The organism is Pseudoalteromonas arabiensis (assembly GCF_001550155.1).
GTDB lineage: Bacteria > Pseudomonadota > Gammaproteobacteria > Enterobacterales > Alteromonadaceae > Pseudoalteromonas > Pseudoalteromonas arabiensis.
The window spans coordinates 227691-243224 of the sequence record NZ_LRUF01000008.1; the positions used below are offsets into that span (position 1 = coordinate 227691).

The 15534-nt window shown below is 39.4% G+C and carries 10 protein-coding genes; 5 read left to right on the forward strand and 5 right to left on the reverse strand.

The genetic code is table 11. The features are described 5' to 3' along the window. Positions 1–319 precede the first annotated feature (319 nt). The 3 genes from arsJ to PAARA_RS03670 all read right to left on the reverse strand — a co-directional run bounded on the left by arsJ (position 320) and on the right by PAARA_RS03670 (position 3385). Positions 320–1528, reverse strand: coding sequence for an organoarsenical effux MFS transporter ArsJ (gene arsJ, locus PAARA_RS03660; protein WP_062567719.1), 1209 nt, complete (start codon positions 1526–1528; stop codon positions 320–322). Between the two features lie 5 nt (positions 1529–1533). Then, positions 1534–2544, reverse strand: a complete 1011-nt coding sequence (locus tag PAARA_RS03665; RefSeq protein ID WP_062567720.1) for an ArsJ-associated glyceraldehyde-3-phosphate dehydrogenase — start codon at positions 2542–2544, stop codon at positions 1534–1536. Positions 2545–2620: 76 nt separating this feature from the next. Then, entirely contained in the window at positions 2621–3385 is a 765-nt protein-coding gene (locus PAARA_RS03670; RefSeq protein ID WP_062567721.1) for a metalloregulator ArsR/SmtB family transcription factor, read from the reverse strand. Between the two features lie 175 nt (positions 3386–3560). Here PAARA_RS03670 and PAARA_RS03675 point away from each other — a divergent pair, with 175 nt between their 5' ends. Then, positions 3561–4694 (forward strand): PepSY-associated TM helix domain-containing protein, encoded by a 1134-nt coding sequence (locus tag PAARA_RS03675; RefSeq protein ID WP_062567722.1) that lies wholly within the window; start codon positions 3561–3563, stop codon positions 4692–4694. Between the two features lie 35 nt (positions 4695–4729). On the opposite strand, the gene PAARA_RS03680 is transcribed toward PAARA_RS03675, so the two are convergent. Further along, the gene (locus tag PAARA_RS03680) at positions 4730–5539 is read right to left on the reverse strand and encodes a sulfite exporter TauE/SafE family protein (RefSeq protein WP_062567723.1); all 810 of its coding nucleotides are present in this window, start codon (positions 5537–5539) and stop codon (positions 4730–4732) included. A 372-nt stretch (positions 5540–5911) separates the two neighbouring features. Between PAARA_RS03680 and PAARA_RS03685 the strand changes: the two genes are divergently transcribed. From PAARA_RS03685 to PAARA_RS03700, 4 genes are all read left to right on the forward strand, one after another. Then, a complete protein-coding gene (locus tag PAARA_RS03685; RefSeq protein WP_062567724.1) occupies positions 5912–6889 on the forward strand; it encodes a DUF1852 domain-containing protein in 978 nt (325 codons plus the stop codon). A gap of 11 nt (positions 6890–6900) precedes the next feature. Then, on the forward strand, positions 6901–7929 hold the full coding sequence (locus PAARA_RS03690) for a methionine synthase (protein WP_062568154.1): 1029 nt from the start codon (positions 6901–6903) through the stop codon (positions 7927–7929). A gap of 270 nt (positions 7930–8199) precedes the next feature. Continuing rightward, positions 8200–8709 (forward strand): M23 family metallopeptidase, encoded by a 510-nt coding sequence (locus PAARA_RS03695; protein ID WP_083515246.1) that lies wholly within the window; start codon positions 8200–8202, stop codon positions 8707–8709. Between the two features lie 150 nt (positions 8710–8859). Then, complete coding sequence (locus tag PAARA_RS03700; protein WP_062567725.1) at positions 8860–9195, forward strand: hypothetical protein; 336 nt, start codon at positions 8860–8862, stop codon at positions 9193–9195. Between the two features lie 243 nt (positions 9196–9438). Here PAARA_RS03700 and PAARA_RS03705 read toward each other — a convergent pair whose 3' ends face one another. Then, entirely contained in the window at positions 9439–15291 is a 5853-nt protein-coding gene (locus PAARA_RS03705; protein ID WP_062567726.1) for a DUF4011 domain-containing protein, read from the reverse strand. Between the last annotated feature and the right edge of the window lie 243 nt (positions 15292–15534).

The window sequence follows — 15534 nt, forward strand, 5'->3', positions numbered from 1 at the left end:
TTTATTTTCAAAAGAGCGATTAAAATCTGAGATTTCTGTCGCTCTTTGATAATTTTAAGGCTCTAAGCAGTGCTAATTTGAGACACTCTCAAATAAATCTTGAATGTGTTTGGACATCGAATCTAACTAAGTTGTATCCCCCTCTTTTCAGGCATGCCCATTTTCTTTGCGAAAGCTGACATAACACCTCACATAACTTCATAAAAAGTTACTTTACTACTTATAGATATTAATAATTTTTATTCAAGTGCTTCAATGCCTTCATTCATATATTATGATGGACAACAATAAATAGGTGAGCAGCTTACTTTGCATGAAACTAAATTTGTTTTGGTAATTTAGTTGAAATAAATACGGTAAAAACAATAAACACCAGTGAGATAGCCAAGCACGCTGCCAAGCCATATAGCTGAAAAACTAAACCAGACAGCACTGTACCAACCAAGCGCCCCACAGCATTAGCCATGTAATAAAACCCGACATCGAGTGATACGCCATCGGCATCGGCCATGCTAACAATTAAGTAACTGTGCAAAGATGAGTTAATCGCGAATAACACACCAAATAACATCAACCCGCCTATGAGCATAGGTTTTACAGCCCACTCAAAGCCAATAGCAAGGGCAATCGCTAAAGTCACTAAAGCAAGCCATGATGCCCACTTAACTGTTTCTGCACTCGGTGATGTTTGCTTATTAAGCTTAATGATTTTAGGAGCAAAAGATTGCACTATCCCATAACCAATTACCCAAGTAGCTAGAAAAGCGCCCACAGTCCAGTGCTCCCAGCCAAAGGCTTGCGATAAAAACACCGGAAGTGCAACAACAAACCAAACATCACGCGCACCAAACAAGAACAACCTTGCTGCTGACAAAATGTTGATTGAACTGCTTTTTGAAAATACCTCGTTAAACTTAGGTTTGTTTTTGGCTTTGCCTAAATCATTTTTAAGTGCATAAAGACTGAAACACCACACCACCAGCAAAGTGGCAGCCATCGCGAGCATTGCGCCTTTAAACGACATTAATGTGAGAAGTAAGCCACCTAAAAAGAAACCCACACCTTTTAATGCATTTTTAGAGCCCGTTAGTATCGCCACCCATTTAAACAAGGTGCCTTCTTGGCCACTGGCAACCAGCATTTTAATTGAGCTTTTAGCACTCATTTTATTGAGATCTTTTGCAATGCCCGACAGAGCCTGCGCTAACATCACATAGGCAACGCTCAACCAGTCAGGGGGGACTGCCAGCATGAACAACGCCGCCACCTGTATGGCAAGGCCAATATTCATAGTTTTGTTTAAACCAAGCCTTGCGCCTAAATAGCCACCTACTAAGTTAGTAACAACACCAAAAATCTCATAAAACAAAAACAACATGGCAATACTCAAAGGCGAGTAGCCAAGCGCATGAAAATGCAATACCACCAACATCCTCAATGCGCCATCTGTTAGCGTAAATGCCCAGTAATTCCCAGTGACAATTAAGTACTGCTTTATATCAGCGGGAAGATTAGCCAAACGCGTCATTGGTTTTAACCTTTTAATGATAACGCAACTTTACGGGCAAGTTCGGCAGTGCGGTTTGCATAACCCCATTCGTTATCGTACCAAACATACAGCTTAACTTGTGTCTCGTTCACAACCATAGTTGATAACGCATCAACAATGCTTGAGCGTGGATCTGTTTTGTAATCGATAGAAACAAGTGGCTTTTCTTCATAGCCTAAAATGCCTTTTAGCTCACCCTCTGCGGCTTCTTGCATCCATTGGTTAATTTGCTCAGCGGTAGTCGGCTTTTCAACTTCAAACACACAGTCTGTGATTGATGCATTCGCTAAAGGCACACGAACCGCGTGGCCGTTTAATTTGCCTTTAAGTTCAGGGAAAATATGTGTAATCGCTGTTGCAGAGCCTGTTGTAGTTGGAATTAAGCTCATGCCACATGCGCGAGCACGGCGTAAATCTTTATGCGGCGCATCTAAGATAGTTTGCGTATTAGTGATATCGTGAATGGTCGTCATTGAACCATGTTTGATGCCAATTTTTTCTTGCAGTACTTTAACCACAGGCGCTAAACAGTTGGTAGTGCATGATGCCGCAGTCACAATATCGTGCTGCTGTACATCGTATAAATCATCGTTTACACCCATTACAACGTTTAACACGCCGTCTTCTTTTACAGGCGCAGTGACAACAACTTTTTTCACACCTTGTTCAAGGTAGGCTTGCAGTAACTCGTTTTTTTTCATCACGCCCGAGGCTTCAATAACGATATCGCAGCCAGACCAATCAGTGTCTGCAATTGCTTTATTTTGTGTGACATTAATTTCGTGACCATCGATAATCACTGCGTTATCGTTACTTTCAACCTCATGAGGCCAAATACCGTGTACCGAATCATATTTTAGTAAGTGAGCCAGTGTTGCTGCATCACCCGCAGGGTCATTAATTTGCACAAACTCAACGTCGTCCCATGCAAACGCTGCTCTTAGCGATAAACGACCCATACGGCCAAAACCATTAATGCCTACTTTAATTGCCATTATTAAGCTCCTACTTTTTGAAAATTGTCTAACTTGTTTACCGAGTTTGCCGACAGTTAACAGCAAACCGCTTTGTTTAATTACAACAGCGAGCAACACGGGTTGGGCGATCATCTCCCATCGCATTTAGCCTTGCTAACTCGTTCTCTATAAAATTCGGTTCGTTTACTACGGTCGAGGTAATTGTTTGTTTCATCCACATAGGTAGAGTCGGGTTTAAAGAGTAAAACACCCACTGCTGGTGTTTTCTATCCGACAAAATGCCCTGCTTTTTCAGCTGCGCTAAATGCCTTGAAACCTTTGGTTGGCTTTGCTCATTAAGTGCCGTCATTAATTCACACACGCAAACCTCTTGCTCAACGGCGATAAGTAATAAGCTTTTTAAACGAATATCATCTGCAAGCGCTTTATAAAATGTGGTTGGCGAAATAGAGACGGGCTTTTCTTTGTTATGGGATTGTACAAACTGTTTAATTCGCTCATTGATCTCTTGCAAGGTTTTTTCAAAAGCGTGAGGTTCGGAGCGAGATTTAGGATCTGCAAAGTCCCACGCAAGGCAATGGCTGCCATCGACGCGATTGGCGCATTCTTTTGTAGCGTCATCACATAAGGTAATAACGTAATCAAAATGCAGATTAGTTACATCGTTTAAGTGCTTTGAGTGTAAGTTATCGGTTTTTAAACCAAAATGCTCAATCGCCGCAAGCGTACGAGGGTCTACCGCATAAGGTTCTGTACCTGCACTAAACACTTCAAACTCACCTTTACCATGATGTTTAAGTAATGCCTCAGCCATAATTGAACGAGCTGAATTTTCTATACATAAAAAGAGAACTTTCATGGTCACTCCATAACAATTTATTTATATAATAATTTTGTTATATAAATAAAGCAAACCTTGTCTGACCTTATTTGAGAGCGACTGTGACATTTTGTCGCATTGCCCAGCGCAATTAATTTATGAAATAATATTTCTTGGCATATTGAATAAAGCCAGTAATCATAAGGGGTTCTCAATGCTCAACTGGCGAAAACTGCACCGCCGTATACACAAATGGCTTGGCCTGAGCCTTGGGTTATTATTTTGTGTTATCGCACTAACAGGTTCGTTATTAGTATTTTACGACGAGCTTGATCAAAGCTTAAACATCTCCCATTCCAAGTTGCAGAGCAACGCTTCGCCTAATTTTAGTAACGCACTGAATACCCTGCGTAAACAATATCCAGATAAACAAGGTAGTTGGCGTTTTGAAGTAACGGCAAATGCAGAGCTAATTCCCGCTCGATATTACAATCCGCCTGAAACACAGCACCTCGAATTTGCGCCGTTAATGGTGTGGCTCTCACGTGATGGCAATACAATTCTACGTCACGATTATTGGGGTCAATACTTAATGACGTGGCTGTATAACCTGCACTTCACTTTACTACTAGGTAACACGGGAACTTGGCTTTTAGGCTACGCAGGTTTAGCTATTTTATACTTGTTATTCAGTGGCTTATTTGCATGGTGGCCAAAACGAGGGCAATGGCAAAGACAAATTAAATTTAAAAAACGCCCATCGCCTATCGGCAGGCTTTACGATTGGCATAAATTGCTTGGGCTGATTTTTATAATACCCTTAGTCATTTTGTCAGTTACTGGCGTAATGTTAGCACTCCCTAAAGAGTCAACGGCAATTTTAATAAAAATAACAGGGCCAATAGACACAGCGGAGGCTCCTGTAAATCCTTATGGTACTGATGCAGATAACACTATCATTGAACCCAATACAGCATTGAGTTTAGCACTAAATACTTTACCTAACTCAAGAGGTGCATGGATAGAAACACCCGCAACAAACGGCAACCCGTTTTATTATCGAGTTAGAGTGCAAACAAAGGGTGACCCATCGCGCCGTTTTCCGCACAGCTATGTCTATATTGACGGCCATACAGGTGAAATTTCAGAGGTATTCGATTACCAGAAACAAGGCACCAGCACTACTATTTTAAATTGGCTTCATCCTATACATGATGGTAGTTTTCTTAATTTAACTGGACGTATAACTTGGCTTTTCAGCGGCTTAGCTGTAGGTGTGTTATTTATACTTGGCGCTATGCGCTGGTTTATTCGTAATCAACACAAAGGTAAAAAAAGCCCAAGTTAATATATTTTAAGGGCTCACTTTACCGTTTTCAGTTATCACCGAGTAAGCATGTTCACAGCCATAATAACCAACAATCCTGCAAAGATTTTTTTAATAGTAGATACTGGCAAGTGATGCGTCGCTTTTGCCCCTAACGGCGCGGTAAACCACGAAGTACAGACAATCCCAAACAAGGCAGGTAAATAAACAAAACCAGCAAAGCCCTCTTTTAACGTAAAGTACTGACTGCCCGAACTGATGTAACCCACTGAGCCAAACAGGGCAATCACAATACCGCACGCCGAGGCGCAGCCAATAGCTTTTTTCATATCGACCGAGAAAAACGTGAGTAGCGGTACCAACACGGCACCACCACCAATGCCTATCATGGCAGATAAACCGCCTGTGATTGTTGTATAAAACGTTAAAAGCCCTTTATTTGGTAATGCGCGAGCTGTTTGGGCATCATTTTTACTGCCAAAAATCATTTTTAATGCAATAAGCACCACACTTACCGCAAACACAATTCGTACTACATTTTGCGGTAATAACGCTGCTAAGAAACCACTTATCAGTGCGCCTAATGCAACTCCTGTCATAACCCAAGGCGCAAGCTGCCAAGGCACATTGCCATTTTTATGGTGAGCAATGGCTGATGATGTTGAAGTAAACAGGATTGAAGCGAGCGATGTAGCAATAGCCACCAGCACAACTTGCTCTGCTGGCAACACCTGAAAATGCAGCAGTATCATACTTAATATCGGCACGATCACTAAGCCACCACCGATCCCCAAGAGCCCTGCCAAAAAGCCAACACCACTGCCGAGTATCGCACAAGCTAGTATTAACACGATTAATTCATTCATTTTACTTGTCTTTGTTATTAGTTAGGGAGCCGAGTATAACAACTTAAAGCAGCACAAATGACTATGAAGACAATGATAAGGGGTGAATATTACTCACGTTTTATATGAAAAAATCACAACACCAATAAAAACATCTAGCCATCTAGACATTCAAAGGTATTTTTCCAGATATTATCCTCTCTTTGCCACTCGATAAACTAATCACCTCATTCAGGTATGAATCAAATTCATGTTTTACCTGAAATAAAAACGTTTTTCTTCATGATGCGGGGCACGTATAAATAGATACCCAAGCCACCTCAAGGTTAATGACCTAGCTATTAAAGGAAGGTGAGCAGCAATCATTTATCTCAGGACATTAGGTACATTGCCATGAAACATAATTTCTCATTTACAATTAAGAGTATTCGCCTTGACGAAAATTACCAACCGTCAAACAGCACCCGTATTACCACTAACTTCGCTAACCTAGCACGTGGCGAAAGTCGCCAGCAGAACTTACGTAATGCATTAAAAATGATAGATAACCGTTTCAATGCACTGGCAAATTGGGATAATCCACAAGGCAACCGCTATTCTGTTGAGCTTGAAATTGTCTCTGTTGATTTAGATATTGCAGGTAGTGGTGAAGCGTTTCCTTCAATTGAAGTTTTAAAGACCAATATCATTGACCATAAAACCAATGAACGTATTGAGGGAATTGTTGGTAACAACTTCTCATCGTATGTCCGTGATTATGATTTTAGTGTGCTATTACTTGATCACAATAAAAGCAGAGAAGAATTTAGTATTCCAGATAACTTTGGCGATCTACACGGTAAGTTATTCAAATACTTTATTGATTCAGAAACTTATAAACAGCACTTCAAGAAGCCTCCGGTTATTTGCCTAAGCGTTTCTGACAATAAAACATATCACCGTACTGAAAATCACCACCCTGTTTTAGGTGTCGAGTATCAACCTAATGAATCGTCACTCACAGAACAGTATTTCAAAAAGATGGGCTTACAAGTTCGTTACTTTATGCCACCAAACAGCGTTGCACCGTTGGCGTTCTATTTCTTTGGTGACTTATTGAATGATTACACTAATTTAGAGCTAATCAGCACAATCAGTACCATGGAAACATTCCAAAAGATTTATCGACCGGAGATCTATAACGCAAACGCCGTAGCGGGTAGCAAGTATCAACCAAATTTACGAAATGCCGATCACTCTATCACACAGATAGTTTATGACCGCGAAGAACGCAGCCAACTTGCTATTGCTCAAGGTAAGTTTACTGAACAGCACTTTATTAAGCCTTATCAATCAGTTTTGGAACAGTGGTCGGCTAACTACGCGATTTAATGAGAGTTAACATGAAAAAATTATTACCAACATCGACAGCGGGCAGCTTACCAAAACCTTCTTGGCTCGCTGAACCCGAAACTCTATGGTCGCCATGGAAGTTACAAGGCGCAGAGCTTATTGATGGCAAACAAGATGCGCTACGTGTAGCCCTGCAAGAGCAACAACAGGCTGGCGTTGATATTGTCAGCGACGGTGAGCAAACACGCCAACACTTTGTAACCACCTTTATTGAACATTTGAATGGTGTTGACTTTGAAAACCGTAAAACAGTTACTATTCGCAATCGCTACGAGGCAAGTGTACCAAGCGTCATTGGGCCGGTATCACGCAGTAAGTCGGTGTTTGTTGAAGACGCTAAATTTTTACGTTCACAAACCAAACAGCCAATAAAGTGGGCATTGCCAGGCCCTATGACAATGATAGACACCTTGTATGACGCCCACTATCAAAGCCGAGAAAAGCTGGCTTGGGAATTTGCCAAAATTCTCAATCAAGAAGCCAAAGAGCTCGAAGCCGCTGGCGTTGATATTATTCAATTTGATGAGCCTGCGTTTAATGTATTTTTTGATGATGTAAATGACTGGGGCATCAAGTGTCTAGAAAGAGCAATCGAAGGCTTAAAGTGCGAAACAGCCGTACACATTTGCTACGGCTATGGCATCAAAGCAAACACAGATTGGAAACAAACGCTTGGGAGTGAATGGCGTCAATACGAAGAAGTGTTTCCAAAACTACAAAAATCGAATATCGATATTATTTCGCTGGAGTGTCACAACTCTCGTGTACCTATTGAACTGCTTGAACTTATTCGCGGTAAAAAAGTAATGGTTGGTGCAATTGATGTGGCAACCACTGATATTGAAACACCCGATGAAGTGGCCGCAACGTTGCGCGAAGCTCTCAAATATGTAGATGCTGACAAACTCTACCCCTGCACCAACTGCGGTATGGCACCGCTTTCAAGAGATATAGCTAGAGCTAAACTAAGCGCACTTAGTCAAGGTGCTGAAATCGTAAGAGCTGAATTAGGCGCGTAGTTAATAAGCTCGCTCCCCACGTTATTCTTAAATCTACACATTAATCTATTTATTAAAAGTGCTTCACCACACCTTGAAGCACTTTCCTCCCTTTTACGGCTCACGCTTTAAACTGAAAGATAAAATTCAGTTTAAGATACATAAAAATTAAACCCCTTATTATGAATCAGAGTGTTCCAAACAACAGGTGGCGTTGTTTTGTATTGTTTTTTAGACTATTAATGAGTTTAATGGGTCAGCTTTAATTAAAAATATGTCATGGATAAGACAATGAAATACATAAAATATAGTTTCCTTACTTTAGGCTTGATAATCTTAATTGGCATGTTGATACCAGAAAAAATCATTATTCCTGTTAAAGGAGCGACACCGAATGATTGGAACCATGAAACTTTTTGGTTCGAGCCTTGGGGCTCTTCTGTTGTACATAAAGGTATAGATATATTTGGCGAGAAGGGAACCCCCATTTCAGCTGCAAGCTCTGGCATAGTTGTTTTTTCAGGTCATCTCAACAAGGGTGGTAAAGCAATTGCTATTTTAGGGCCTAAGTGGCGTATTCATTACTTTTCTCACCTAGATAGCCTTTCAGTCGCGAGTGGGAGCCTTGTTAAAATAGGTGATACCATCGGCACATTAGGTAATTCTGGCAACGCAATTGGTAAACCGTCACACGTTCACTATTCAATTTTATCTCTGCTACCACTGCCTTGGTTAATGACAAATGAAACCCAAGGATGGAAGAAGATGTTCTATCTAAACCCTCATGAAAAACTACTGTAAAGAGCTGAATTAATTACTCCTTCTACTGTTTTATTAACCCTTATTCAGAGAGGGTTAACCAAAAATCTGCAAAATAGCGTTGGCTAGATTTATTATTCTTTGCTAGATTTTAGTTGTACCCAATGGACGGGCAAATATTGAGGGATTAATATGAATGAGTTCGATATTTTCATTAAAAATATAGTCATGGATTACATTCGAGACCATGGTACTTGCAGTGATATTTGTGAAGAAAATGAACAGCTAACCTTCTATGTTGACATAGAAAACCCTGATAACGTCGTCTCACATCAGCAGTTTAAAGTCACCTACCCTATTACTTACTCAATTCAGTCAGCTATTAAACATGAAGTTGATTTACTGAGGTATTTAGACTCTGGCGAAATAAGAACACCGTTTACAACCGATATCGTCGAAGTACTTAAATCGGAACTCGAGTCGTTCATGTATAGCAATAAACCTAAAGGTGAATACCAGATTTATTGATGGGTTTGTTTTGATACAAAGATAGTTATACGTGTCTTAAGTACGCCTTAGATACTTGTTACATATGCACCTAAAGTTATCACCAAAGGTTACACCTGCATGACTGGTTAGCATCAAAGCAACGGAAGTTAAAAGTAAATTTCTTCTTTGTCTGCTAGTTACTTCACTTAGTTCTAGTACTTTATCATTCAATTTTTCAAAAACTCCTTTTGAAATAAAGCATCCACTGAAAGTCAGTAAAACCTATTCGACAAGCGAAAGCCACTGCTCAAATTGCTTAATAGTAGTTTCATGCTTTCTTTTTAAGCCGAGTTCAGAGCACATCTCTTCTACAGGGTTTGAGCTATTATTAGTTTTAGCAAAAGTTGCTAAGCCCAGAGCTTCTTCAAAAGCAAGCTCTTTCCAGTTTCTTTCATACCCAAACGCGTTCACACCTCGCCAATGTATTAACTCGCAAGTATCTTCTGGCGATAACCAAACTGTTGGCGAGAAACCCGAATTCTCTTTAATTCCTGCCCATGGCTTTAAAAGCTCATAAATGTAATCAACTTGCTTTTTACTAGTGCGTGTTAAGCCATGTAAGTTAGCAATCTCCAATGCCAAAGTATGTAATGTGATACCGGGCCTTTCTTTCAATGTTTCTTGTGCAATTTCAGTTAACCGTGACTTATACTCTTCTTTAAAGTAGTTGCTTGCATCAAGCACATTACTGGTAAGCTGTTGAGTATTTGATAAAAGAGATGTTTCATGTTGAGCTGAAGATGTTTTGTAATTAGTATTAGCAGCCGTTATTAGCACCTCTGCTTCTGCTTCTGCTTCTGCTTCTGCTTCTGCTTCTGCTTCTGCTTCTGCTTCTGCTTCTGCTTCTGCTTCTAACAAACTATCCTTTTCTCTTTCAGTAGCAAGTATTTCGTTTAACTTTGAATCTAACTTTTTAAGTGCGGTTTCTGAATCTACAAAATAATCCGTAGACCAGAGCCTAACGATATTCCAACCTAAACTTTCAAGAATTATTTGTCTTACACGATCTCTATCTCTAGCTGCTGGTGAGCCGTGATATGTAACACCATCGCATTCGACACCTGCAATGTAGCATCCGGGTTTATCAGGATGAAGAATCCCTAAATCAACTCTGAACTTACTGACACCAACCTGTGTTTGGACCTTCCAACCCATGTTGCGTAATTCGTTTGCAACGGCTTGTTCAAAATCACTATCAAACTGATCCACTCCGTAACGAGCCGAAGTGCTTTCCGCAAGTGAAATTGGCCCTCTTTCAGCAAACTCTAAATAATGTTTTAAATGTTCAATAGCAGTTGAAGAGGTGCGGCTCAAATCAATCATTGAAGAGTCAAAACTACTGAAAATTACGACTTCTGTCGTTGCTCTCGTAATGGCAACATTAAGTCTTCGCTCCCCACCTTGTTTGTTTAATGGACCGAAGTTCATACTCATTGTTTTCGCTTCTGGCTCAGTAGGACCATAACCTAAACTAAGCATTATGATATCTCGCTCATCACCTTGAACTGACTCTAAGTTTTTAACAAAAACAGGCTCTCTAGTTTCTGCTTCATGGAAATACTTTTCAATTTTTGGGTTATTCCTTCTAGCATCATCGAGTAAGTCTTCAATAGTGCGTTGTTGCTCTGTGTTTAAAGTAACAACACCAATTGACAATTTCTGTTGCTGCTTGTTGAGCAATCGCTTAGTGATTTCATTTACAACAGCCTGTGCTTCTTTGATATTGTTCCGACCCTTGGCCTTTGCATAAAGGCCATTAACCCGATGTAAAGAAACAGCTGACTCTTTTGTCTCTGATGATGGGTAAGTTACTAATGAGTTTTCATAGTACTTGCTGTTTGAGAATGCAATTAGAGTCTCATGTTTGCTTCGGTAGTGACCCATCAACCTTTTTAGCGGTAATCGAGCAGCTAAAGCTTGATCTAAAATAGATTCAAGATCTTCTTCATCTGGGGCATCGGAAGTGCCGGCCGCGAAGAAGTTGGTTGGAGGCATTTGTTTAGGATCACCGACAATAATTACATTACGCCCTCTGGCAATTGAGCCGACAGAATCCCATGTTGTCATTTGAGATGCTTCATCAAACACAACTAGGTCAAATCCTCTAAAGTCTGATGGCAGAAATTGAGCAACAGATAACGGTGACATCATCATACATGGAGTAAGCTCCAGCAATGACTCACCAAGCTCTTTAATCAAAGATCTAATTGGGATATGACGAGTTTTTTTCTGGATCTCTTTCGACAAAACTCCGAAGTGACGGTCGTTTTTAGCATCTTTGATTTCACTAGTTGGCACTCGACTTGAAGCCAGAGCAATAATGTAATCACTTGTTACTTCAGCTACTTTTTCATCTAATTTACGGAATGCTTCAATAGTAGCTTCATGTGTTGAAGCCTTAAATTCTCTTAAAATTTCACTGTCATCAATCAAAAGAGGTGCAAGCCAAGAAAAATAAGCTAATTCAAATTGCTCTAGTAATTCTGAAGATGAAATAACACCTTGGCTTAATGCCTGCTCAACAGAGTCTAAACCTACGCTATTAGCTTGATCTTTGGCGCTAACCCATTCACACCAGCTTTTAAGTTTCGCTTGATTGTTTTTTATTACACTTAAGGCTTGACTTAATTCAGTTAAATTTGAACCTGAAGTATCTGTAACATTGAAATCGAGTAAGTTATTGTGCGCCTGTTCAAATTCTTTATAACTAGAGGCGAAATCATCTAATTTAGCCTCTAGTTGAGAGTTTTCAATAAAATCTCTGCCGTCAACAAATTGCTTTTTAATTTCTATTAAAGCTTCTGTTGGGTCATTACATAATGAAAGAGCGCTATTTAACTTAGCTTTTACTTTTCTTCCGAACTCCACGGTAGCTATTAAGTCTTTCGAAGTTGTTAACCAACCTTTCCAAATACCTAACGCTTCAAGTTCACCATTAGTTTCAGAAATATCATTGGCAAGCTGCTTTGCTTCTAATAGCTCAGCTAAAATAGAAAGATCACTAAACTTCTTAAACCCAAACTCATTTGCTTGTTTATTAACTTTCCACTTAGCAAATAGAGATTTAAGCCAACTACTATTTGCAGCTTCATATTCTGAATACCACCTGCTTATTGGAGCTTTCAATAGCTGACTAACTTCAATATTGCTACTTAGCTTGCTAATAAGCTCATCTAACTTTTCTTTTTTGATAGCTAAGTTCTCTATAAGCTCAAATCGTTCGTTAAAGCCTGATTTTAAGACAAAAGTTATATCACGGTATTTCACAAGTTCTTTTAATTCATAAAATGAATTCAAGGCCAAGAAATTCTTGTTGTTCAGCTCAGGTGCATCGATGCCTAGGGTAGAAAGAGCCGATTGGAATTTATCTGTAATACTTTCAAATTCAATAAACCAAGCTTCAACTTTATTTATTAGCTGGCTTTGCCAAACATTTGACCATGCAGTAGCATTTATATAAGAGAAGCTAGTAAAGTCGAGTTCTTGAATATCTTCAAAGGCAATTTTAAGCTGCAAAACGATTTCATTTAGTGTGTTCAAGTCACTTTTTAAGGTTTTATCTGCACTTAAATCTAATGGCCAATTTAAGTTAAGTTTGACTTTCCCCTTAAGAAGAGCAAGCCTTGATATTGCGTCTCGAACGGATACTCCTGACTGTGATTTTTTATGTAGCTCTCTCACATAATCATTTAACTTATCTTTTTTATCCTTAAGCTCAGAAACATGCATAGACCACGCACTAGGATTTAATCCCTCTCTTGATTGCCAAGCCTGAGCTAGCTGCTCTAAAACGATCTTTTTGTTCGCTTTATTGCTGTGAAGTTCTAAACATAGATGGTCCAAACCTACTTTTTGCAATCGCTTGTATACTACATTCAATGCAGCCATTTTTTCAGCTACAAATAAAACCTTCCGCCCCTTACCAATATTATGAGCGATAATGTTAGCTATTGTTTCGGATTTACCTGTCCCCGGAGGTCCTTCAAGTACAAAATCTTGCTCTTTTGCTGAAGCATCAACAGCAACTAATTGCGAACTATCACAATTAAGTGGCGTAAACACTTCAGCAGGGTCTATAGCCTCATCAACTTGATGTTGTTCAACAAACTCAGCTGATTGAATATAAGCATCTTTTGGACTTTCTACTAAGTGCTGAACAAATCGATTTTCTTTTAAGTCATCCAACCTGTCTCTTAAATCTTTCCACATCAAATATTTTGCAAATGAAAATGAAGATAAAACTAATTCCTCAACTACCTCAAATCCCTTTTGCTCACTGACAGCCTGCCTTACCTGACTCCAAATAAATGGGACATCTATCCCACTTTCATCTTCAGGCAGCTCATCTTTAAATACATTTAAGTTGATATCGTGCTCAGATAGCAAAAACTCGATTAAAGTAAGATTAAAGATTGCTTCCTCACCTTGTAATTGCTCAACATAAATGGGAGCTCGAGCACTTTTTCGAGTGAGGTTGACTGGAATAAGAATTAATGGGGCTTTAAAGCTTCGGGTATCCTCTGGGTTCTCTTTCCACTTAAGGAAACCCAGTGCTAAGAAAAGTGTATTTGAACCACTTTCTTCTAAATCATTTTTTGCTTTCCGAAATAGCTCGATAGCATTTTTTTCTACCTTTTTAGGAGGCTGATTAGCTAATAAAATTTTATTATTTAACTGATTAAGAGCGTACTCTTTATGTATTTCCGAGCCGGTTTGGAAACGAAATAACTCACTGTCTCGTTCTGAATCAAAATATGGACTTTCTTGAGTTGATAAGAATTTAAACTTTGTCCCATCCGCCAACATATCTTCCATATTAGCTATATCAGGACAATATAACTTTATACATACCGACTTATCATTGAAATTTAAAAGTTTATTTCTCTTAGTTAAATCAAGAAGCTTTCGGCACCATGAGTCAATGCGTGTTTCAGGGCTTTCTTCGACAACACGCTCTTCAGCACGAACGGGAGGTAAAGGAGGAACTTCAGGTAAAGTAAGTTCAACAGTTTCATCTACTGATTCAGTTTCAGCTTTAGCCTCTTCTATAGTTGATAACGGTTTAATTGACTGAGCTCGTGCTTGGCCAATATCTAAAACCATTACAAACTCTTCTTCTTTATCCTCGTCAAGTAAATTTCTGGCATAATCTTTTGCTTGTTCAAATGTAACAGGGGAAGCATTTGTTACAAGCGTTGTTTCAAACAAGACTAAATCTCGGTTATCCACGCGCTTTCTTATATCCTGTGGATCATCATTACAAAGAATTGGCAACTTCTCATCAATTAACCAAGCACCAGCAAAAGCATGCCCACTAGTGATAGCCACCACAGGATTTAGACCCATAGCTTCTATACAACTTGCAAATAAGACAGAAGAATCTAAACAAGCGGCCATTTTAGATTGGCTGATATCCGCTGCTAGACGAATTCGTTGGCCTGTTTTTGCGAAGCCTTGAGGAGGGCTGACATATGCTAACTTTTCTTGAAAAATAACATTCCAAAGCGCAGCAAGCATCAAATATGGCTTTTCTCTAGTGTTCGACTGATACCCATCTACTGAGCGTCCATGGCCACTACTTTCTAAAAGTAAAGCGACTTTTCTAACTAAAGACTCTACGTATAAACCATTTGGCTTTACAAAAGCCGCTAGTAAATCTGGCTGACGACTCTCTCCCCCCCAAAAATTGGCGGGGAGAATACTCACTTTATGCTCACTACTACACAGGAGAAGGTTTTCATCATCCAGTAGCTCAAACTTAAGCCCTAGAAGAACTTCTTCGGTGAGGCCAAAAAGTGTTTCAAAAGGAAATTTAAGTTCTTTGACTGGTAATTTAACTGACTGCCCAGAAATCACTTCATCAATAAGCCACTCTGAGGAGTCTAACCAACCTTCAATGGCATTCAATCTTAACTTTAAATTACGTAGAACTGGTTTGTCGTAAAATTCCGATACAATGATTTGGATATTACGCAAAACTGAATATGAATTTTGCTGCGCAGCTAATGAAAAAGTAGAAATCACATCAACTTCTAACTCAATATTGCCTTGGTTTTGCTTATTAACTTCTTCCATGAGAGATGGTAATCCTTTGTTCTTGCTTAAGTAGCAATAGTAGTTATAACCAATGTAACTAGAACATTATGATTGGTCAAGAAACGGGCGGCACACATTTAATCTATATCAAAAAGTTTCTGGTTAACCTACAGAGCTGAGTGGCTTAAAATTGTTTTGCAAAGAAGTGGCCAATAGAACGCCCCTTCCAGAAAAAGGTATAACCTGAATATACGTGGTTTCTGCCTCAAAACTATTCAAAAT